The organism is Flavobacterium sp. GW823-FHT06G12, assembly GCF_058794775.1.
In genome coordinates this window covers 211357-232923 of sequence record NZ_JBXAHE010000003.1, presented here as the reverse complement: position 1 = coordinate 232923, position 21567 = coordinate 211357, and the positions used below count along the sequence as shown (strand labels likewise).

The window sequence follows — 21567 nt, the reverse complement described above, 5'->3', positions numbered from 1 at the left end:
ATAAACTAATTACTTTTCTTCTTCATAATAAATTTTATAGAATTTTCTGCCGTCCTTTTCTGTGCCCTTTTCTATCAAATCCTTATTGCCATGAATATAAATATCAAAATTCCTATCCAGTTTCAAAACACTTTTAAAGACGCGGGACTGTTTTTTAACAGCGTGCGATGAAATTGCAAAATCATCTGAAATCTCTACATTTTTGCTTTCTCTATACTCTTCGTCATAACTTCTAAATGACTGTATCATTTCAGGATTATCAAACACCGCTTCTTCAAAGCTTTTTTTCTCAAATCTATCATGTGTTTTAAAATATTCTACTGAGCGATTTAATATATCTATTTTATCAGCTTTGCTCACTTCAAATTCTTCTGAAAGCTGATTTGTTACAAAATCTTTTGTAATTGAAAGAAAATTTTTAGTGAAATGGTATTCGTCTGAAAGAGGCTTAATGTTTAAAAAGTTATCTTTCCAATATTGGGTGTCATTAGATTTATTTGAATCGACAATGCAGACCTTAAATCCATTTTCAACCTGCTGTTCAAATATTAGGCAGCCCTTATCCAGTTTACCTACATTAACCCCATTATCATATCTTATTATATAATTATCTTTTGTTGAATCAAATTTTAGAAATACATCTTTAACCTCAGTCTTAAATAGACCTATTGCATTTGTTTCAATTCCGTCTAAAAGAATATTTTCAAACAGACAAACCGTAAACTCTCCTCCATTTACTTTTGGATGGGTAGAACTTGAGTATAGATGCTTTGAAAGTTCAATAGAATTCTCATAAAATGAATGTATATCAGAAAATATTCTACTGATTAAAGTGTACACAGCATTTAATGACAGCTCTGTAGGATTGGTAAAATTGAACTTTTCATTATCATTAAAAGAGGACAACAAATACTTTAACAGATATTTTTTTGTATCTCCCTCAGGAATGCTTACCTCTCCTGCTGAAATTTTAATTCCTTCGTCCCTCAATTTGTTTCCAACAAAATGAGTAGCCATATTCTGTAGTTTAACTCCGGTGAAATCTATCATTTTATTATATTAAATAATTTTAGTTTTTCAAGTTTAAGATTTTCAATTTCTTTTCCTAGTTCTTTTTCGAGGTTTGCAATGCTTGATAAAGCCTTTACTGATTCAGTTTTGATCAGATACGGTGCAGATTTGAAAACACCGTCAAATTCTGGTTTATTTTTCAGTGCATTTGAAAAATTAAAAGTAACCTTATACATACCATTTTTTATATTGAAAAAACTGAACTTGTAGAGGACTTTCATTTCTTCTAAAAATATAGACCCTTTCGCATTCTGCTCACTAAGCTCAGTAAGAGTCTGGAGTCCTTTTCCCTCAAAATTTATAACCAGATCTTTATCCACTTTATCACGGTAAAGCTCTGGTATTTCGGTATTCTCATCAAACTTGAATTTTATTGACTGGATATCAGCTTCGTGAAACATTGTCGAAGATGCAATATTGCTGAAGCTAAGCAGAAAATTCACCCGCTCAGTATTGGAACTGAAATTTTTAAACATAACCTTAATTTTCTCCTCTTCAATAAAATCTATTCTTGTAAATTCATCTTCAACAAGTTTGACAAGGCGGTTTACAATATATTTGTCTGCTTTGCTAATCGTATTTTCAGTTACGACAACCAGCTGGTTGTCTTTTTTCTTGATTACTATTTCTGCCTTGCCCGGTTTGGTATTAACTAATAAACTGCTTGTAGGATCTTTGGTTTCTGTAATCAATGTCATTTTATATTCATCTTTAGCAGGACTGGCTTCAAACTTAAGGCTATCGGGATTTATTATTTTTACATTTAATCCTTCCGTCAGATTATCAGTATTGATTTTCACTTTCTTAAAAACAGACTCTAATGTTTCATCCTGTTTAATATTAAAAAATGCATCAGAACTGTTTACAGTTTTCCCTTTAACATCGATATATGATTTAAAATCTTCAAGTTCTTTAGGACTGAAGAGCAGAGAACTCATCAATTCTATCAGTTTTTTAATATCTGCATTTTTTGTATAAATACCTTTTTTGGCAAGGAAAAATTTAATGTCGTTAGCTGTTATTGCATCTGTTTTTAAAAAAGGTTTTATAATGTCCCCATATGGCAAAATATTAATAAAAGCTTCATTTAAGTGTTTAGAATTAACTAGAGATGGTTGGTTGTCTTCTTGGTAAACTTCATTCTTATTGGTGATTGATTTAGTAGTTGATAAGGAATCTAATGCTTCTGAATCAATACTGTGATATTTTAATATTGTGACTTTCTCATCCAAAAGTTCTTCATTAAAGGAACGGATAATCTCAAGAGCATCGTTCTTATCTTCCTCTTCATTATAATCTGGAAAATAAAGTCGATATTCATTACCATAACCGCTGGTAAGGCTTATAGTTAGCCAAATAAGTTTCTTTAATGCTTCTGGCGAATACGGATCAGAACAGAAAAGAAGAAAACTTATTTTTGATTTACTTTCCTTCGTAATTGGAATTACAGAAGAATTAATAAATTGAGGTGGAAGTTTTAGCCCTCTTTCTCCTATATACTGTGGGCTCTGATTGGCTTCAGTGATTGGGTACGCAAATTTAACAGGAACGTCTGGCCTATAATTTTTCGCTGTCGTTATGCTGCTGATCAAAAAATTTGCTTTGTTATTATCAATTAAAAAGTAAGTTATATTTTCATTAAGCAAGTTTCTTTTATAGTTTTCTTTACTAAAATGGATAAAATCCCTCGAAACTTCATCGTTGTCAGTTGACAGCCAAAATAAGAAGCTGTAAACATCGGTGGATTCATAACGTCTATGAGGAATTTTATTTTTTTCTTCTAAATCTGAATATATAATATCTATATCATGAAGATATTTTGTTATTTCTGTCTTTGAAGAATCCGGGTATTTAACTGAGTGAAGAGAGGAAATCATCAAGAAATCACCTGATTCTTCTTTTAATTTGCTTTCAAAGTCACCAAAGAAATTAACAGTATATACATCATCTTCCTCCGTTTTCTCATTAAACTGTTCTACTTTATAATTTTCTCCAAACTGATGCCAGCCGATGAGCTCTAATATTTTTTTAACTATTCTATGGTTAATGGGAGTATTCTGGTTTTCAATAGGTGGTGCCAAAGAAGCAAAAGGGTTAGAATCTAACTGATTTTCAACAGCAACAATCCAAGCTAAAAGCTTTTTATCAAAGTCAGCTCTAGATATTTCTTCTCCAATAATAGAACTGGTGCCAAATTCTAAGGTTAAGGCTTTTACTATAAGTTCTCTAACCTGCGACGAAACTTTAGGTTTGTTTTTTCCCTCATAATATCTATCTATTTTTGTTGATGCCTGATCTATAAGAACCTGTGTATTCAAAGGTTTAATTTCTCCTATTTTTACTTTGCCGATTTCTGTTGCTTTTAAGAGTTTCTGATCTACACTTCCAATAACTATCAGTTCATAATTAGAGGCATTTGGAGATTCGGTTTCAAGCTCTTCACACCATATTTTGGCGGCCGAATGCCGAATGATGTTCTCAGAGGATTTTACCTGGCACAATTTTACAGTGCCGTCGGAATATTTCCATCTAATATCCACTTTTTCTGACTCATCTAACGGTTCAAGCGTAACTGACGTCCAATGATTATCACTTTCGAGTGTATCTAAGACACAAATAATTGTCTGTATCAGATAACCTCGTATTCCTGCATTACCTCCCATAATATTTTTGATTTTATAAATGGCGCTTAAGCTTTAAAGAGCTTAGGCTTTAAAAAATTCAATAGATAAATTGCTAATATAAAAATATTCCTATTATAATATTTTATCTTTTTATTACACTTGTTTCAAAAAAGTACAATAACTGTTTATATTCGAGAAATTTTGTTCACTAGTTTACAGACTTAATCTTATTAATTTCATATTGAATCAGTCCAATTTGCTTCAATCTCTCTTCAGCGCCATGACGGCTGAAACTTGCGATTAAATCTTCTGGCTCAATATTCCTCGCTCTCAAAGTTTTATTGATTTTAACTATCGCTGAGTGAGGAATGTCATATTCGAGCAAAGCGGCTAGATTATTTGGCAGAAAGCCATTTTCTAATTGAGTTGCATAAAAGGAATAATTTCCAAAACTTAATCCATGCTTTTCGAAAACGTACTTTTGAATATCGTTAACAACAGTAATCCATTTAGGCAGCTTGTAGTCAAACCAGTGCCTGGTAATATTAAGCACAAAATAGGACAAATAATTTATCCTCTCTCTTTCATCTTCAATTCTTTCTTTCCAATATTGCTCTTCAAACAATTCGTCTATTACGCCCTTGACGGATTTTTTAAAACCATATTTTAAGGTTAGTGCGGCCAGTTGATCTGCACTTAATATCCCTGCTTTATTATCCCCTTTCTTTTTCAGATTGTCCCAGCAGAACTTGGTAATAGCTTGTAGATTTTTATATGTTGGGAAAGTGTCCCAATTCAAAAGATCATGATAAACAGATAAATTTGCTTCTATTTCTCGCAAGATATTGATCTGACCGTCAATTGGAAGAGACGAGTTCTTTCTTAAGATATCTTTAAACTCATCATCAAACTCATCAAATTCCTTTAATCTTTCTTTTGAAGTTGCTTTCAGCTCGGAATTATCAAGATTGATTAATATTTCAAGTGGAGCATCATCCTGAGAAAATATAGGGATGTCTACATTTAGTTCCAGTTGGTTTGGCCGTGCTTCAAATCGATAAACATTGCCTATAAAATAATTATTCATTCTGCCACTTCTTCCGGCTATATTTTTATAATCAAAGAAATCGATATCTTTTGTGCCTTTCTTTTTGTCAAATAAAATTACATTTTTTGCTGAGGTATTAACACCTTCAATCAAAGTTGATGTGCAAAACAGGTATTTTATATGTCGTTTATTGAATAGATCTACGATTGTACTTCCCAGATGTCTAGGCACGGCTCCGTGGTGGATTGCTGTGAATCTCTGTAATCCTTCAATTAGAAACCAAGTGTTGTTTATATTTTGCATTAACCATTCTATCACATCCGAATTTTCACTAACTGATATTAAATCAGGTTTTCTTACCTTGATAAAATCCACAAACTCTATGGCAAGATCAGTAGCTTTTTTCGGCGATGAACAATAAATCAAGGTTGGTTCCTCAGTTGTGATTAAAAGTTCAAAGAGATCGTTCTTTTTCTTTTCCTCTTTCTCCCTCAATTTTAAACTCTCCCTGATTTCCAGAGATATTTCGTCAACAGCAACAGTTCTAAAATCCGATGGGTACCATATTAAATCATATTTTTCTTTGAACTCCAATGGTATTTCCTTAATCATCGGACCTAGCATATAGAATTTTGAAGTGTGTTTGAGTAATTTATGCAAAGCTGTATTCAACGTTATTGCCCTATCATCTCCCCTTTTAAGACTCAGTTTATAAAACTCGTCAATTATAAAAAACTCTATTTTTGGAAATTTATGATACTCCACAACACGCTCACCCGTAAATAAAAACAAATTACCAGTAACTTGTGAGGGTTCTTGTGTGGTAGATACTATTATCTTATAAAACTCATTGTATTTTGAAAGTTTTTTTCTGGTTTCATCAAGTAATGCCAAAGTAGGCTGGATAACAACCAGATTTTTGTACTTTCTGCTTGCAACTATTTCTTCTATAAGAAGACTTTTTCCAAAACTCGTAGGTGCACTTAGAACTACACTTTTATCGCTTTGTAAGGCTGTGGAAATTTCAAATTGTTCTTCATGCAGGAATACTCCTTTCAGGTAGGGCGATTTATGTAATTCATACCGCAATGATGAGCTGCCCGTTAGAATTTTCTCATCAATATATGGATATAGCCCATAACTTTGGATAATATCATTTAGCAATTCTATACATTGATCATCGATGCATTTCCCTCTTTCCAACAAACGAATTATTAGATCCCTGCCATCATGAACATTAGAAGAATAAGTTCTATTTATGAAGCTTAATATCTCATAGCTTTCTTCAAAAGTAAATTGTGATTTGGATCCTATATATTTAATAGCATCATCATAGTTATCAAAACTCATATTTTTTGCATGTTTTTAAGTCGGCTATCAAGTTCTGTATTAAGTTCATCTTTGCACGGAACAGGCAGCAGCAATAACAGCAATTCAACATCAGTTTCAACCTTGCCATTAAATATTTCAAATAGCTCTCTGCATTCCTTTTCCAAAGCAGCAAAATAATCATCTGTATTATCGCAATGATCTGCAAAAATCTTACTGCTGTAAGTACACACTAAAGGTATTACGATAGTATCAAATACTTCATCAAGATTCTTATGTTTGTGCATTAAATTCATCCAATATTCAACATCAGGTATTTCCTGTGGTATTTTGCGACGAATCAGCTCGAACTCTTTTTTTAGATAATTACCATTTACATGATTTAAAACATCCTTTGCCAATTCCTTAACACCGCTCTCGCCATCCATATAAAGCTTGGACTCCCCCAGCCATAATTTTTTTTTGTCTTCTTCAATGGTAATATGAATTCCGTCAAAACCATGAACGGTTGCATTATGAGAATCCTTAAAATAAATTTTTGAAACTAGAGGTATTGTATTGCACCAGTCCCTTAAAAGAAGATGCAAAATTAATTCGCCAAATTCTCCACGCTTTTTGTATTTATCAGTCAGATACACTGTATTAGCAGCTTCTACAATTCTATCCACCACTTCTGTATAAGACAGAGTCATACCCTCATGATATCCAAAAGCAAACTCCGGAATCACTTTTCTGATTACTTCAACAAGTGGTGTAAGTCTGAATTTATTAGATTCGAAACCAACATGGTAAACGCGAAGATTAGTATCTGAAATTTTTTCGGACAGGACTAAATCAGACTCAAATGGGCGCATCATACAATAATCAATTTATTATTATTAATCTATTCACATTCTTCATTTACAAAAGATAAAGTTCTAAAGACCAACGAAGTCTATTTCAATAATTTTCAAACTTAAAAAATGGTTTTAAATTTCTTTTACGGTTTTACGTAAACAGTCATAAAAATTAAAAATACTTTTTTAATTTTTATTGGAATCAGGTATATATACCTGATTTTTTTGTTAATATAAGCAATAAACAGTAGTTTAATTTTTAATTGCTTTTTTCTGACCCCTCGACTTTTAAAGTAATTATTTGGAATGCAAATATTGACTTTAAACATGTAATTTTATTTTCAATTCTAAACGGTTTAAAAGGCGACCAAGATAGTGCTCGCCACATGTTGCCTGTGCATACTTGTTCCATGTGCGTTTTCCGCACTTCGGGACTTATAAGTCTCCGCGTCCTCCAACCATCCACTAATTTCTTGCTTTCTTTTTCCCGTTTTTTCTTCGTGGAGCTTTTCTTGGAAAACATCCGTGAAGAATTGGAGAATTGATTAAAGAAATCTGTAAAAAACCGCTACCGTGTGCCACATCATGTTTTTATGTGCCAGCTCTACTTTGAGGAATACTGCTTTGAAATCTACAGAAGCTCTTTTGAAAGATAACTTTAAACATCCCTTATGAACGGTGCTGGACATCACCTTTTTGAACTATCTGCTCATTACTACTCTTGATTCCTGCCACTCCTTTGCAGACAGAGGCGAGCATCGCATATAAAGCGCTGCCGCCGAAATACCCACCGAATAAATCAAACGCAGAACTGATTTGGGAAGCCTTAAAATACCCTCTCTCTCAAGATCGTGGAAAGACCTGTCCTATTATGGCATCCTTAATTTAAGACATAAACGTAAACTACTGAAAACAAGAAAAAATGATCCGTATTGAAATTTGCTTACAATCAAAATAATTGCTATTTTTACATACAAATTATATTCACATGGGACTTATAAAAGCAATTCAGAACTGGAAGGAAAAAGTGCATAATTCCGATCTTCAGAGAATCAGAGTGACCTCTGGCGGGGCTTTTTATATGAAAAGCGAGGATATTTTCAATGACAAGGAGGAATCGATCGAGTTACTTAAAAAGCTCAACGATTCTGTGGACAAATACAATAAGGCTTCAAAAAAACATCTGGCTGACGTCAAATAGCAGCACCCAAAGCCTATGCCCAGACTAGACCTTATTATCCTGCCGCTACTCTCTGGGTACCTATTTCTAATTACTTTTAATCTTACGCGCTTCTATCACCAGAGAATTGAAAAGCAACGACTGATTTTCAATTCACTCGCCGCTGCATTTTTTATTGCCGTGATTGGTTACATTATTGATTTTTTTGTACTGAAATCAGCCTTTCTGATCGATTTCAGAACAAGCGTAAGCGCCTTTGTAAGCAGCCTGATCGGCATAGAGGTTCCGGGCCTTAAGCACTCCATATTCTTTTTCGCAATCTCTTACCCGCTAGGAAAAATTTTAAACCTTTTTTTCGGTCGCATCTTTTCTTTTGCCTATACCGTCGAAAAATGGGGAAACCAGCTCGACAGGCTCTTCTGGTTCTCCCTGAACGAAAAAAAGGATGAGAACAAACTCCTCATGCTTACAACAAAAAGCAATAAGGTCTATATCGGCTACGTCCACAGAATCTCAGAGCCCATCGGCGAGACCCATATAACGATAATACCCAATTTCAGCGGATACAGGAGCAAAGAAGATCTAAAGCTCCAGATCACTACGCAGTACACCAAACTGATAGAAAAGCTTGTAAAAGATGGAAGAACCAGTGAAATCGCTAACCTTGGAATCATCATACCCGTAAGCGAGATCCTGACCATCTCCAAATTTGATATCGAGGTATTCAGCAGCTTTAACGACATGGAAAGCGAAGAAAAAAAAGAGCCTGCAAAAGAAGAGAATCACATTAGAGATGCATTCCTGACTATCGGTGATCATTTTGTCAGAAAGATTTTCAAATAGGCCTCTTCCCCGGCTTGAGTCGTTCACATCATTTATTCTACTTCAATACTTCCGTTTTCATTTATTTCCACATTTCTGCAGTCTTAAAATCAGGTATTTCTACCTGTAGTTTGTTTCGTTTTTAACCCGACTTTTGCAATAGTCCATTCGGCATGGCCTTATGAATAACTAATTATTCGTGCGAAAAAAAATCCTCACACCGAACCTATACGGAAACTGTGTTACCATTTAATTTGCTAAAAATAGATGTACGGCAGTAATCTTAAAAATCACTAATATGGCTCATTCATTCTTTAATTCGGAAACTTTTCGAAAAATCAATCTTTTTATGATAAATAAGCTTCTTTTTGGATCCCTGCTACTGGCATCTCTACTGGTTTCGATTTCTATAGCCAGCATATCGGCATCCCACGGGACAATTGCTTTTTTAATCCTGATGCCGCTCATATTCAAAATGAGAAGAGAGCTGCGCAGAACCTCTCTTATTTCAGTGACCAGAATTGTCTAGGATTGATTTCATCGTACTTTTCTATAATTTCATTTAAAACTACGGAAATCCGTACAATGGCTATTTTAATAGAAACTATTTTTGAATTTGATTTTTAACCTAATTAATATTTTATGGCAGCAAAAAAGGAAGAAAATGAAATTGCTTACTCATTCTTCAAATACAAAGAGACTGATGAGATCCACATCTTCAAAGGAAAATTTAACCCTGACGGCGGATGCAGTGCACTTTTTAAGTGTATCTGCCAGAAAATTGAAGACCGGAGAGCAGATGACATTACTAAAGTCAAAACATGCCTCAATGAAGATGATGCCAGACAGTTTGCAGCTGACACGGGAAGGTCTGTGTGCGGAACCTGCGTAAGCGATCTTTATGAGACTTACAGCTAAAATCAGTCCGTTAAGCAGAATTTAAGACGCATCGAAGCTTCGGCTTCGATGCGTCTTTAAGGCTATAAATAACCACAAACATATTCCTTATCGCCAATTTCATAAAATGAAATGCCTAAAATTGCTACTTTTAAAATTATTCTTAGCGGCCATGTCCATATTTTTAAAAACATAAATTGAAATCTTTTCTTTCACAAAAAATTAAGGTTACTATAAATATTATAGTGGACTTACTTTAAAATTTGCGAATAGACAGTCATAACAAATTTTGTGGCAGAATCGTGGCACAAGATATTTTGAAAAATCAAAAATCCAGTAAAAGCAAGGCTTTACGGCTTTAGGTTCGAATCTGTATTACCAACTATTCAAAATTAGAAAACATGCAAATTATTCAAAACTAGACAGATTGCTTTTCCTAATAAACTACTTACTGTACTTATTACTCTGATGTTCCACTGATGCCAAAATCTGATTTATTTCTAGAGAAATCGGAAGTTTTTTTGTAATTAAGAACAAAAAATCCGAAAAAAAAAGTTTTTTGAATTTAACAGAACAAAAAAATACGTAAAGCTACAGACATCTGCAGCTTTTGGCAAGGAACTCTTCGCTGAATGGGGATTATTTCTAGATTTTGAAAACAACGGAAGGAAAGATGATGAAAAAAAGAATTTGTCCTTAACTAAAACTCCACGCTAAGTTAGCACATCCAAGTCTTTTTTGTCACATTTTATTCGCTTTTCAAAAACGACGAAATACTACATTGATTTGATAAAATAATACTACAAAAATATGCTTTTAGTTGTAATTTTGATGAAAATTTTTACAAATAAAACATATAGACACCATAAATTGCATATGATTAAAAAATTACCTTTTTTGCTTCTTGTATTATTTTTACTCCAAATTAAATTTATTTACAGCCAGTCGAACAAAACGTCTGCTCTCATTGATAATTTTGAAATTACAATGAAAGAAGCCGGTTTGTCAAAAAGTCAAATTTTGCAAATCAAAGATTTACTTGTAAAAAATGACCAGCTTATTGCTGAAGATGCAAAACTGCAAAAAGAGTTGAATGCCAAATATCCCTTTGTTTTTCATGATGAAGAAACAACCGCTAAATACAGTAATCAAAAATTTGTAAAATCTTTATCGGAAATAATCTCAATTGAACAATTCAAACAATTATTCCTGCCCCAATTTAATTCTCGAATAAAAATAATTGCCGATGATAAATTTAATATTTTAAAAAAGAGATACAAGTTCCTGCAAGATCAGGAGACAAAGCTAAAAAAACTATTATTAGAGACTACTACAAATGAAATCATTATCAAAGAATATTACAATTATGATGATAATGTATCATGGAACAATTATACAGAAGAAAAAATAAAATCATCAGACAAAGAGCGTGAACTGCTAAAAAGTTTTGGATTCTTTTATTCTAAAAACACTAAAACAGATACTCTGATTAAAAAACTTGCTGAAGCTAAAGTAGATGCCGAAAGAATAAATCAGATCATACTCGCTTTACAGATCCTGCAGGAACGCAATGATAAGCGACTCAAAACATGGAGAGAGAATGATGCGGCTAATGCCTTCAATTTTCATGACCCTGGCGATGATGAATATGCTATTTACCTCGACTTCCGCGAACAATTAAGCAATATATTAAAAATAGAAGAATTCAAAACTGTTTTTGTGTCACAGATGCAAAATAGGATTAACCGTGAAGCAGCGAAAGAGTTTGAAATTATTAAGAATGCTTATCAATTTACGGAGGACCAAAGCAAAATAATGAAAGATTTAATTTATGAGAAAAATACAGAAAAAATTGTAACTGAAGAATATTATAAATACAATTGGGACTTATCGCAACAAAAGCTAAGAGCTGTCGAGTTTAGGCATGAAAAAGGAATTAAAGAGACCTTGCGTAAATTTAGCGAGGTAAGACCTTAAAATTATTTTAAATTTTTAAATTTTTAAATTTTTAATTATGAAAAAAAGAGTGATTTTTATTATTTGCTGTATAAATTATTTCGTAGGATTTTCCCAAGAAAATGAAGTAAATATTTGCGATTATGTAGAAACTCATTTATATGATATTGGGGAAACTAATAATTGCCCCAAATCGATATCCCTTGCACAATCAGGTGCTGATCAAGACGATGCAAATTGCTTAAATCTTTTAGGTGTATTATATAGTCAGGGACTAGGAGTTGAAAGAAACGAAGAAAAAGCTTTTAAACTAATCAGTAATTCCGCAAAAAAAGCTTTTCCTCCTGCTGAATATAATTTGGGGAATTTTTATAAACGTGGAACAGGATGCTCCCAAAATTTTGATAAAGCTATTTATTGGTTTAGCGTTGCTGCCGATCATGGAAATGAGCGTGCAGCATATATGTTAGGATATATGCATTTTAAAGGTTTTGGAGTTCCTCAGAATTATAAAAAAGCTATTGAATGGTTTGAATTATCATCATGGCCTATGGCTTATAATTTCTTAGGAATATGTTACTATTTTGGCTATGGGGTCGAAAAAAATGAAGACAAAGCCATTCTTTATTTTACAAAAAGCAAGACAATAAATAGCGATATGTATTTGAAGCATATTGCGGAAAATATAAAAGAAGAAGTAGATTATTCTATAGAAAAGGCATTAAAAGAAAAGGAAACTAAATTTAATACCGTAATCTCTAAAGAGACAATCAGCCAAACTGTAGCAGAATCAAGCAGAACATTTGAGCAAGAAAAGACTGTTGATGGAAAATTTCTAAATGGCAAGTGGAAAGGCAAATTAATAGAGTTTGATTGGTCCGGAAAAAAAATTACTAGAATAATACCTATTTCAAGCGAATTTAAAATAGAAAGCAATGAGGTTTCATACAAATTAGAAATTAGCAAGGCCAAAATCGAAAATACTGGGATTTATGAACACAACACTCTATTATTTAAGAATGATGAGATGAATTTTGATTGGTCATTCAGTGATGACCCTAATTCAAATAATATAGAGTGGCAGTTACTGTCTTCAGAAATGAAGTTCAAAGCCATAGGCGATACCAGATATTTAATAGGCAATCTTCAGACTTTTTCAAAAAAGTGGAAAGAATCAGGTCCTCCCATGTATCTTATATTGAAGCCATTTGGCGGTTTGGACGAAGAATTGACTGATGAACAGCTTGCATCCGTAAATAACAATAAAGAGCATTTTATTGTTTTATATCCAAATCCGTTTCAAAGCGATTTTTTTATAGAGTATGAACTTGAAAAAGAAGCAAAAGTTTCTGTTGAAGTTTATAATTATAACGGAAATGTAAATAAAATCACTTTAGAACATGAAGACTTGCAAAACCTTGGCAAGCATCAATATATATTAAATGGAGCCAAACTTCAGGCTGGCATTTATATAGTACGCATTAAGGTAGATAATGAAATACATTCTAGAATTATTTTTAAAAACTAAAAGGACATGCTAAAAATTAGAAGAATATACATTTGCTTAATCATTCTTTTCACAACTTTAATAGGTTATTCTCAAGGCGATATTGAGAATACACAAACATGTCCTAATTGCAGCTACTTTTCTACTCAAACCGCACAAGCAGAAACTAAATCGGTCAATTCATTAAATACGGCTCAATTGGCAGGCCAGCAGGCTTTAAATGCTTCAAATACTGCTTCATTAGCGCAAACCGCGGCAAATGCTTTAAACCAAGCCCAAGCCCAGAATGCCGCCAGTCAAGCGCTGGCTCAAGCGCAGGCGGCTCAATTACAGGCACAAGCTGCACTAGCATACGCCCAAGAACTTAAAAACCAGGTATTGGCCGCTCAAGCTGCCAATGCTGCTATTCAAGCTGCTCAGGGGCAGGCTACTGCTGCCCAAGTCGCCGCAATTCAAACGGCAGTAAATAATGCCACTAATGCTCAAACTAAAGCGGATGCGGCGGCAGCGGCGGCGCAAAGCGCAGCGCAATTAGCCAGTCAGGCAGCCAGTCAGGCGGCCGGAATAAATAGTAATTCAGCCCAGAACATCAATTCAGGGACCGTCACCGCACCGGTGGTAACGTACCCCTTAATACCAAGGGCCAGCCCTCCCGAGACCACTCCAAATTCATCTTCTTCGGGAACTCCTTTTATGGTAGCTATTAAGCTATATGATAAACAAACATTAACTTTGGATGAAGCTTACAAAGTAATTAGGCATTATATCGATATAGTTATACCGGATGTTGCTAATGGCAGGAAGCAATTCATGCAGAATGTTGTTTCAAAAGTTGCAAATGGCTTGCCAGACAGTCAAAAAGCTAATGCCGAGTCAATACTTGCAGAATACATGAGGTCAAATACGCTGCAAATACATCCGGAGGTTTCTGCAAAATCGCCCTGTAATGTCGATATAACTAACGTTATACCGAAGGGGCCGAATGATCCGGATTTTCTTTATCAAACCCGTTTCATGAATGTTTATGGTGAATTAATGAAATCACCCAAATTCAAAGAATTGTTTATTGATATGTTTAATGACAGTTCCAAGCCAAGAGTTAAATTTGAAATAGGAAATACTAAAAACAATGCAGCAGGTGAAACCATAATTTTACCAAATAATCCAATGGATAATAAAATAATTATTTCCCGTGCGCTAATGCAGACCGGTAATGCCATGCTAATTGCTAAAACCATAATCCATGAATGCATACATGCCTACTTAAATATAAAATTAGCTGATCCAACAATCGGCATGGATATTCCCAGCATAAATAATATGGATGTTCAAATGGTTATTAACACCTATTATAACGGCTTTAGGCCTGGCACACAAGATCAGCATGATTTTATTTACAATTTCATGCTTCCTACCATGCAAACAATTTTGTCGGAGGTGAAAGATCTTTTGGTCACACCGGCACAAAATAGTGGCATGCTAACATTAAGCATGCATATACCTGAGGGTGCAAGCGGAACTCCATTCAATTGGACAGACGCGTATATTAATCTTTCTTTGAATGGATTGCAAAATTGCAATTTTTTTAAAAATGAAATTGCGACCTTTGATACGCAGGGAAATATACAAACAACTGTAAACTCATCAAAAACAGCTAGCTTTATACAGTATAATAATTATCTTAAGAACTATTTAAATAACAATTAATGACCAGGCTAATTTTAATATTGTTTTCATTATACAGCGCAACCTCATATTGCCAGAATTTCGATAAAATAAAGAATTCGGATACTGTATATGTCTATTTTAAAAAATCGAATACTCAATTACACTATAAGGAGAATACTAATAATGTGAACCAAGAATATGATAATTATTTTTTTTTATTGAATTGCACCCCTCATGGTTCTTTACAATTTGCCCACCACTATTCCTTTAGCCCTGGAGTGAAATATGAAAAAAAATCGTTTTTAAAAAAAAATAAAGACCTTATTGCGACGTATAGATTCCTTAATTTGTTAAATATGGAAAAAATTAATGAACTTCTTAATAATTTTAAAGAGGTTTACATAATAGATGAGGAAGATTTCAATAATCGGAAAATTAAACTGAAAAAAATAAAAGTAATGGGTAATGTCCCTAATATTGAAGAATAGAATAGCTTAAATTTTGGATGTGCAAAAAAAAAACAAATTCAATTTTTAAACATCAGCAAGCGAATAGCTTGCTGATGTTTTTTTATTTCATATTTATTTTGCCATTACTTAAATTTTAATTCTTTTATTTAATTTGTGCTAAAACTTATATGGCATATTTTAGATGATTAGGAAACATTTTCTGTAAACCCTGACCTTTTAGATTTTAGTTTTTGTCGCATTGAAGAATAGCTGCCTTGTTAAAAATACTGTTGCCATTTTATTCAAATGAATATATTTTTTTATTTGTTCACTAGCTATATTGTGAAAAGAGACTAATTTATAAGATTCTAAATCATTGCAATAAAAGGCATGTTCCAGATCAGCATTTAAGAAAAATATTAATACCATGTAATTGTGCCGGTTGTTGGGTTTACAGTAAATATTCTTTCAAAAAAATTCGGTTTTAAAGGAGCTATCAGAAAAAGACCATTTTTTGGAATTTTGGCGTAAATAATATGGTCATCTTCCAGTGCGGTCTGCTCTTCCACAAGCTGCCATTTTTCATTCCAAACCAACAATTGATACTTTTCCCCCTTCATTATCTGAAAGGCATTGTTATCCGTATATTTGCTTTTTTCTTCATTTGATCTTGATAGATTAGCGGTGTATAAATCTTTAAAATTAGGCTTTAAAATAGTTTCTTTACCCTTTTTGTCTAATAAAACGGGGAAGTTTACTAATTTCATTTTCCCTGAATTAAACACGCCTGGCAAATAGACGATATCTCGCCCCATATTTTTGTAAACACAATTTTTGCCGATAATTTTTGCCCAAAATATTGGTCTCCATTCTCCCACATTAAAAACATTGATGTAGCCGATCTTTGCATTTTCAATGCCATTGAAAGTGTAATTGATATCACTTACGTCAATATATTCAGATGTTACATCTAAAATGTTTTTGCTTTTTAACTCATTGGGGATTTCACTTTCAGGGATTATGCTAGCTAAATTGCCTGGTTGTTCAGAATAAGTTACTCTATAAACTTTTCCCATTCTCTTCGAATTTGGATTCCAAGAATAAGGATAGTTTTGATTTCCATTAAAAGGAATATTAATTCCTTTGTTGTCAATTACAGTATTCCAATAGTGCCTATTTGAAGATGCGGCAAAATGAGGCGTGTAATCAAAAGTCACCGCTATTCCTAATGCTCTGGAAGCGAATAAAGCCACATTTGCAAGATCTTGACACGTTCCTTGCCTCCAAAATAAAAGTTCACTAGGCCCTAAAAAGGGTTTTGGATCGAATCGATTTGTGACAAAATCAAAATGTTTTAGATTTTCAATAACTTTTGAGCATAATTCTACTGGATCATTCGGATTTTGCATATCATTAGAAAGTTTTTCAAAAGCCAATTGGTATTCTGATCTCCAATCTTCAACAGGTTCGGTTATACTGCGGTAAGGCAAAATATATTCGCAAAACGTTTTGAAATCATAATCTTTTGACCACGGGTTATTTTTCCATGAATAATATGCTAATTCAATGTTTTTTATCAGCATTTTTTTATCAATTACATCAACATCTTGGATGATTTTTTTTTGTGGCTTTATACCAATTTCTTTTTTTAGAATAGTAAACTCTTGCTTTGCTTCTTCAATATCTTTAAATTTAGCTGCTTCAAATTTGATTGGATTATCCTTTTCATCCAACCAAATATTAGACACAGAATAATGATTTGATATATTGTCAGTTAAAAATACTGCCGCCTGATATAGTTCCTTATTTTGAGTTTTTTCAAAATAATTAAGGATTTCAGTTCGATCTGCATGCGATAACTTTTTAACTTGAGAAAATGATATTAAGGAGCATAATGTTAATGCAAGTAAAGCTAAAAGATTTATTTTTCTTAAAAACATGATATTTATTTAAAGTTTTCAATTTAACAAGAATAATGCAATGCAATCTACTAATTAAATTGTTAAATTTGAGCATTAACGAAATTTAAATAATGGAATTCAAAAAACTTTTTTTAGTAAGAAATTTGACAGGAATAATCGAGGTGATATTTTTAATTTTGGTTTTTGCAACGCCCTTTATATCATATTCTTCTATACTTTTTTCGATCAAAGACGGTCAAGAGCTTTTTTTTGTAACAGTAACTTCATTTTTTACTGTTTTTAAAGGATTTGATATATATAAAAGGAAACAATTAAATATATATACTGCCGATGTATTATTTTTTCTATTCACTTTTTATTGTAGCTGCCATTTTTTCAAATTTTCATACTATAGCACATTATATACTGGATTCTGGGTCTTTATCAGCTATATAATTTTATTTTATTTGTTTAGGCTTCTTTATAGACATCAAGAGACTAAAAACAAAAATTTCAATAAAACCATATATTTAATTTGGGGATGCTGTTTTGCCCAATCAATAATAGCCTTAATGCAGAAATTTGAGTTTTTAAGCTCTAAAAATGATTATTTTAGCGTAGTTGGCACCTTTATAAATCCTAATTTTTTAGGCATCTATATGGTGATGGGATTATTAGCTGCATTATATCAAGCTGTTTTCTTTGCATTAAAGACATGGATTTATAAGACAGTTTTATTTGCTTCTTCTTTTTCGATGCTTTATGTGCTTCTAATTACCGATTCAAGAGCCTCATGGCTGGCTCTTTTTATAGGGATACTAACTTTACTGGGGACTTCGGAATCATGTCTTCTTTTTTTTAAGAAAAACATAAAAAAAGGAATGCTTATTATGTCTTTTTTTTGCATACTCCTAATTTCAAGCATATATCTATTATACCAGATTAACAAAGAGTCTGTTAATGGCCGGTTTTTAATACAAAAAATCACATTGATGAAGATTGAAGAAAAACCTATTATGGGTTATGGCAATTTTAATTTTACCGGTATTTACAACGATTCAAAGGCGATATATTTTAAAGATATAAATAGAAATTGGGAAGAAGTAAAAGTTTCTAATTATATTACTATATGCTATAATGATTATCTGCAAATTTTATTTGAAATTGGGATTATTGGATTAGTACTAATAGTCCTGATTATAATGTCTGTTTTTAATAATATGGAATTTAACAGATATACCAGATTTGGCATTTCAATTTTTGCGGCGCACTGTTTTTTAGCCCTATTTACCTCAGTGCTGTATAATCTTAATGCTATGATTTTTGTTGTTTGGGCTTTAGCGATAGCATTTAGTTTCAGTGGAGAAAACAGGAAAAAAATGACTGTAATTGCCAGTGGTGGATGCATTAAATTCTTAGGAGCCTCGATAATAATTTCTGGAGCTTTAATATCAATATTGTTTTATACTAAAACACAATCGCTAACTAGTTTCAATCAGGTTCTGACAGGAGAGAATCAAAAATTCTATTATAAATTAAATGACAGATCAATAAAATGCATTCAAGATGATGCTTTCGTTGAATTTAAAATTGGTTTTGAAAAATATAGAGAAGGTGAAATTAAACTGGGGATAGATATGATGGAAAATTCCATTAAAAGATGTCCAATTCCAGATGCCCTTATTGCTATGGCCAAAGTATATGAAGAAGTTGGGAATTTAGTGAAGGCTGAAGAATTGATGAAATTTAGCATTTATATAGAACCATTCAGATTTCAGCCAAGAATAGAATTGCTGCAATTTTATATTCAAACAAATCAAACCATAAAAAAAAGGAAACTGGCGCAAGAAATAATTAATTTACCAGTAAAAATTAAATCGGAGAAAGTTGACTTATACAAGGAAAATGCCCGCAAAATTTTGATTAATCATTAAAATAGTCTTATTGTTATGAAGGAAATCATGAAATTGATATAATTTATTCCCCATAAGTTTAGCATGAAGCTGACGAGATTGAACCAATTGATTTATACTAGTTTTTACAATATTAATTTAAGAGGCTAATGCCAAAATCAAATGATAATCCTCACAAAACTGGTTAGATATTTGATGCTTCACGCTACAAAATAGCAATTTAAACATACTTAAGACTATCACTTTTAGATTTATGGCAAAATCATCGCATATCATGATTTTAAAAAACAGAAAATCAGCAAAATCAGACTTGCCGGCTTTAGGTTCGAAACTGTATACCGCTTTTTTGTTCTATTTCTTTTTTATGGTTTAACAGGTTCGAGTCCTGTTCCCGCTACACAGACAAAAAGCTTCAGAGAAATCTGAAGCTTTTTTGGTTATTTACATGTTTTGAGATTGCTTTGTGGGCATGATTACAAATCTGCTTGATTACTTTTGAAAAAAATATGTCTAATAAATCATGGTTTTAAACAATTGGAACTCCTACCCAATACAGTATAAACATTGTTGCAATTGTTATTGCAATACTACACAAGGTAAGAACACGCCAATAAGTTGATCTCCCATAACCATATCTCCAAATTCTTTCACCCGTTTCATTTCTATAAGATTTTAACGTGAATTTCGCAATTATATAAGTTGAAATAATAAATATTAAAATTGTAATTGACCAAAACTTAATCATAATAAATGTTTTTTTAGATGGTTCTAAAGATAAGCATTTTTCTACATTTTTTGAAATGAATCATTTAGTAAATATTTTTATCAAAATCATATAAAAAGATGCAAATTATAAAACTATTCTTTTGTTTTTTTATAATCCAAATAACTACCTAACTGCTTTCTTTTACAATAAATAATTTTAAAAAATCTTTGAATTCTCTTTAAAAAAACAGCTTAATTAAATGAATACGGCTCTATAAGCTGCGAACTAGTTCTAGGAGAAGAAACACTTTCCGAAAGACCCGGCTCTGCGGCTGCAAAAGTAAAACCAGCTCTAAAATGATTGAAAATTTCATGATATTTGAATTTCCTGCCGTTATTTTTTTTAATATAACTGCTGCCCGGCTGAAGCAAAAAATTGGTTTATTCCAGGCTTGCTGATCTTGCTCTTTAACGTAATGAGATGCTGAAACAGCGTTTTGATATGCTCCGGCCTGTTCTTTGCAAATTCCCTGGCGGTCTGCGCAGGAATCAGCAGCTGGCCCTTTGCAATCAGTTTAGAGAATGCCTTTTTTATTTCCCCAAATCCCGAACTTGAAGTCGCATACGGGAGAAGCAGGACATTGGTATCTATAATAAAGATGCAGTCATCTTTGATCTCTTCAATGGGTTTAATATCGACACTGAAGATAGCAGCTGCATTGGGATATATCTCATGGTGCAGAAATGCATTTTCTTTATCCATAACAATTATAGTCGGTTAGTTAATTTCTAAAGCTAATATAAGAGTTTACAGTTAAAAACGATTAAAAAACAGCACAAACATTAAGTTTACACCGCTTTAACACTTATTATTAACTCATATTAATCAATACTTATTTGACTTGTTTAAAAGTGGAACTGCTATTTTTAGGGCCGCAAAAATTAAATCAGTTTTTTATACCTATTCAGTAATTCAAATTTTGCGGCAAAATCAAGGAAAACGGATTCTACTTTTAGCCCCGATAGCAGTGGAAATCCTTCTGCGCCGGTGTTCGGCGCAGAAGATTGGAGCGGATAGCGGGAATAGCTCCTAAAAAACATTTTTCAAACTTCAAAATACCCGCCGCTTTAAAACCTGAAAGCCATTATCTACTGTTTGAAGCCAAAAACATCCTGATACAAAAGCACTGCATCCCTTGACAGGACAGCCGTTTTTTAGTAATTTTGCCCCATGAACCACGAAGAGATAAAACGCTATTTTGAGAACAATCCCCCGCCTAAGGAAATAAGACTGACTGAATGGGCAAATATCACCGATACTCAGGTTTTTCTGAGGAGCTGCTACAGCACCATCAGAAACTTCAACGGCCCCGTGGATAGATGTCCAGCATGGTGGCATCTGAGAGATTTTTATATTCTGATGAAAAAAACTTCTCAGCACCCCCCTTTAGGTGAACAGAATATGGAACAGACTGCTGCAGAACAAGCCACCGCAGAAACTATTGCGGATGCTTCCCCGAATGAAACAGTTACGGAAACTCAAGCCGAAAGCACCGAATAAAACCTGCCCGATAAAATCACTTACTTATTAAAGCATCAGTCCTGCCTTCATCTGCAGGGCTGTTTTTTTTTGGGACAAAGAAGAAATTTCCTTTTGGCTT

Annotated in this window: 15 protein-coding genes; 9 read left to right on the top strand and 6 right to left on the bottom strand. The window is 33.0% G+C overall.

The window, feature by feature from the left end; genetic code table 11:
• Positions 1-9 precede the first annotated feature (9 nt).
• The 4 genes from AC1Q5Z_RS13680 to AC1Q5Z_RS13665 form a co-directional block, all read right to left on the bottom strand.
• The gene (locus tag AC1Q5Z_RS13680; protein ID WP_492445353.1) at positions 10-1017 is read right to left on the bottom strand and encodes a nucleoid-associated protein; all 1008 of its coding nucleotides are present in this window, start codon (positions 1015-1017) and stop codon (positions 10-12) included.
• A gap of 29 nt (positions 1018-1046) precedes the next feature.
• On the bottom strand, positions 1047-3734 hold the full coding sequence (locus tag AC1Q5Z_RS13675) for a PD-(D/E)XK nuclease domain-containing protein (protein WP_492445351.1): 2688 nt from the start codon (positions 3732-3734) through the stop codon (positions 1047-1049).
• Positions 3735-3903: 169 nt separating this feature from the next.
• Positions 3904-6093: a DEAD/DEAH box helicase gene (locus tag AC1Q5Z_RS13670; RefSeq protein ID WP_492445349.1), complete on the bottom strand. Its 2190-nt coding sequence runs from the start codon at positions 6091-6093 to the stop codon at positions 3904-3906.
• Complete coding sequence (locus AC1Q5Z_RS13665) at positions 6090-6929, bottom strand: HamA C-terminal domain-containing protein (protein WP_492445347.1); 840 nt, start codon at positions 6927-6929, stop codon at positions 6090-6092. Before AC1Q5Z_RS13665 ends, AC1Q5Z_RS13670 begins: the two co-directional genes overlap by 4 nt.
• A 967-nt stretch (positions 6930-7896) precedes the next feature.
• On the opposite strand from AC1Q5Z_RS13665, the gene AC1Q5Z_RS13660 reads away from it, so the two are divergent.
• The 7 genes from AC1Q5Z_RS13660 to AC1Q5Z_RS13630 all read left to right on the top strand — a co-directional run bounded on the left by AC1Q5Z_RS13660 (position 7897) and on the right by AC1Q5Z_RS13630 (position 15426).
• Positions 7897-8109, top strand: coding sequence for a hypothetical protein (locus AC1Q5Z_RS13660; protein ID WP_492445345.1), 213 nt, complete (start codon positions 7897-7899; stop codon positions 8107-8109).
• A 15-nt stretch (positions 8110-8124) separates the two neighbouring features.
• Positions 8125-8931, top strand: a complete 807-nt coding sequence (locus AC1Q5Z_RS13655) for a hypothetical protein (protein WP_492445343.1) — start codon at positions 8125-8127, stop codon at positions 8929-8931.
• A 621-nt stretch (positions 8932-9552) separates the two neighbouring features.
• A complete protein-coding gene (locus AC1Q5Z_RS13650; protein WP_492445341.1) occupies positions 9553-9828 on the top strand; it encodes a hypothetical protein in 276 nt (91 codons plus the stop codon).
• 789 nt (positions 9829-10617) lie between these two features.
• Complete coding sequence (locus AC1Q5Z_RS13645) at positions 10618-11784, top strand: hypothetical protein (RefSeq protein WP_492445339.1); 1167 nt, start codon at positions 10618-10620, stop codon at positions 11782-11784.
• A 37-nt stretch (positions 11785-11821) separates the two neighbouring features.
• On the top strand, positions 11822-13291 hold the full coding sequence (locus AC1Q5Z_RS13640) for a T9SS type A sorting domain-containing protein (RefSeq protein WP_492445337.1): 1470 nt from the start codon (positions 11822-11824) through the stop codon (positions 13289-13291).
• Positions 13292-13297: 6 nt separating this feature from the next.
• Positions 13298-14977, top strand: a complete 1680-nt coding sequence (locus AC1Q5Z_RS13635; RefSeq protein ID WP_492445335.1) for a SprT-like domain-containing protein — start codon at positions 13298-13300, stop codon at positions 14975-14977.
• A 146-nt stretch (positions 14978-15123) separates the two neighbouring features.
• Entirely contained in the window at positions 15124-15426 is a 303-nt protein-coding gene (locus tag AC1Q5Z_RS13630) for a hypothetical protein (protein ID WP_492445333.1), read from the top strand.
• Positions 15427-15806: 380 nt separating this feature from the next.
• Here AC1Q5Z_RS13630 and AC1Q5Z_RS13625 read toward each other — a convergent pair whose 3' ends face one another.
• On the bottom strand, positions 15807-17327 hold the full coding sequence (locus AC1Q5Z_RS13625; protein WP_492445331.1) for a transglutaminase-like domain-containing protein: 1521 nt from the start codon (positions 17325-17327) through the stop codon (positions 15807-15809).
• 92 nt (positions 17328-17419) lie between these two features.
• On the opposite strand from AC1Q5Z_RS13625, the gene AC1Q5Z_RS13620 reads away from it, so the two are divergent.
• Positions 17420-19222, top strand: coding sequence for an O-antigen ligase family protein (locus AC1Q5Z_RS13620; RefSeq protein WP_492445329.1), 1803 nt, complete (start codon positions 17420-17422; stop codon positions 19220-19222).
• 1087 nt (positions 19223-20309) lie between these two features.
• Here the strand turns inward: AC1Q5Z_RS13620 and AC1Q5Z_RS13615 are convergent.
• The gene (locus AC1Q5Z_RS13615; protein ID WP_492445327.1) at positions 20310-20669 is read right to left on the bottom strand and encodes a PIN-like domain-containing protein; all 360 of its coding nucleotides are present in this window, start codon (positions 20667-20669) and stop codon (positions 20310-20312) included.
• 468 nt (positions 20670-21137) lie between these two features.
• Between AC1Q5Z_RS13615 and AC1Q5Z_RS13610 the strand changes: the two genes are divergently transcribed.
• Entirely contained in the window at positions 21138-21467 is a 330-nt protein-coding gene (locus AC1Q5Z_RS13610; protein WP_492445325.1) for a DUF6965 family protein, read from the top strand.
• Positions 21468-21567 lie beyond the last annotated feature (100 nt).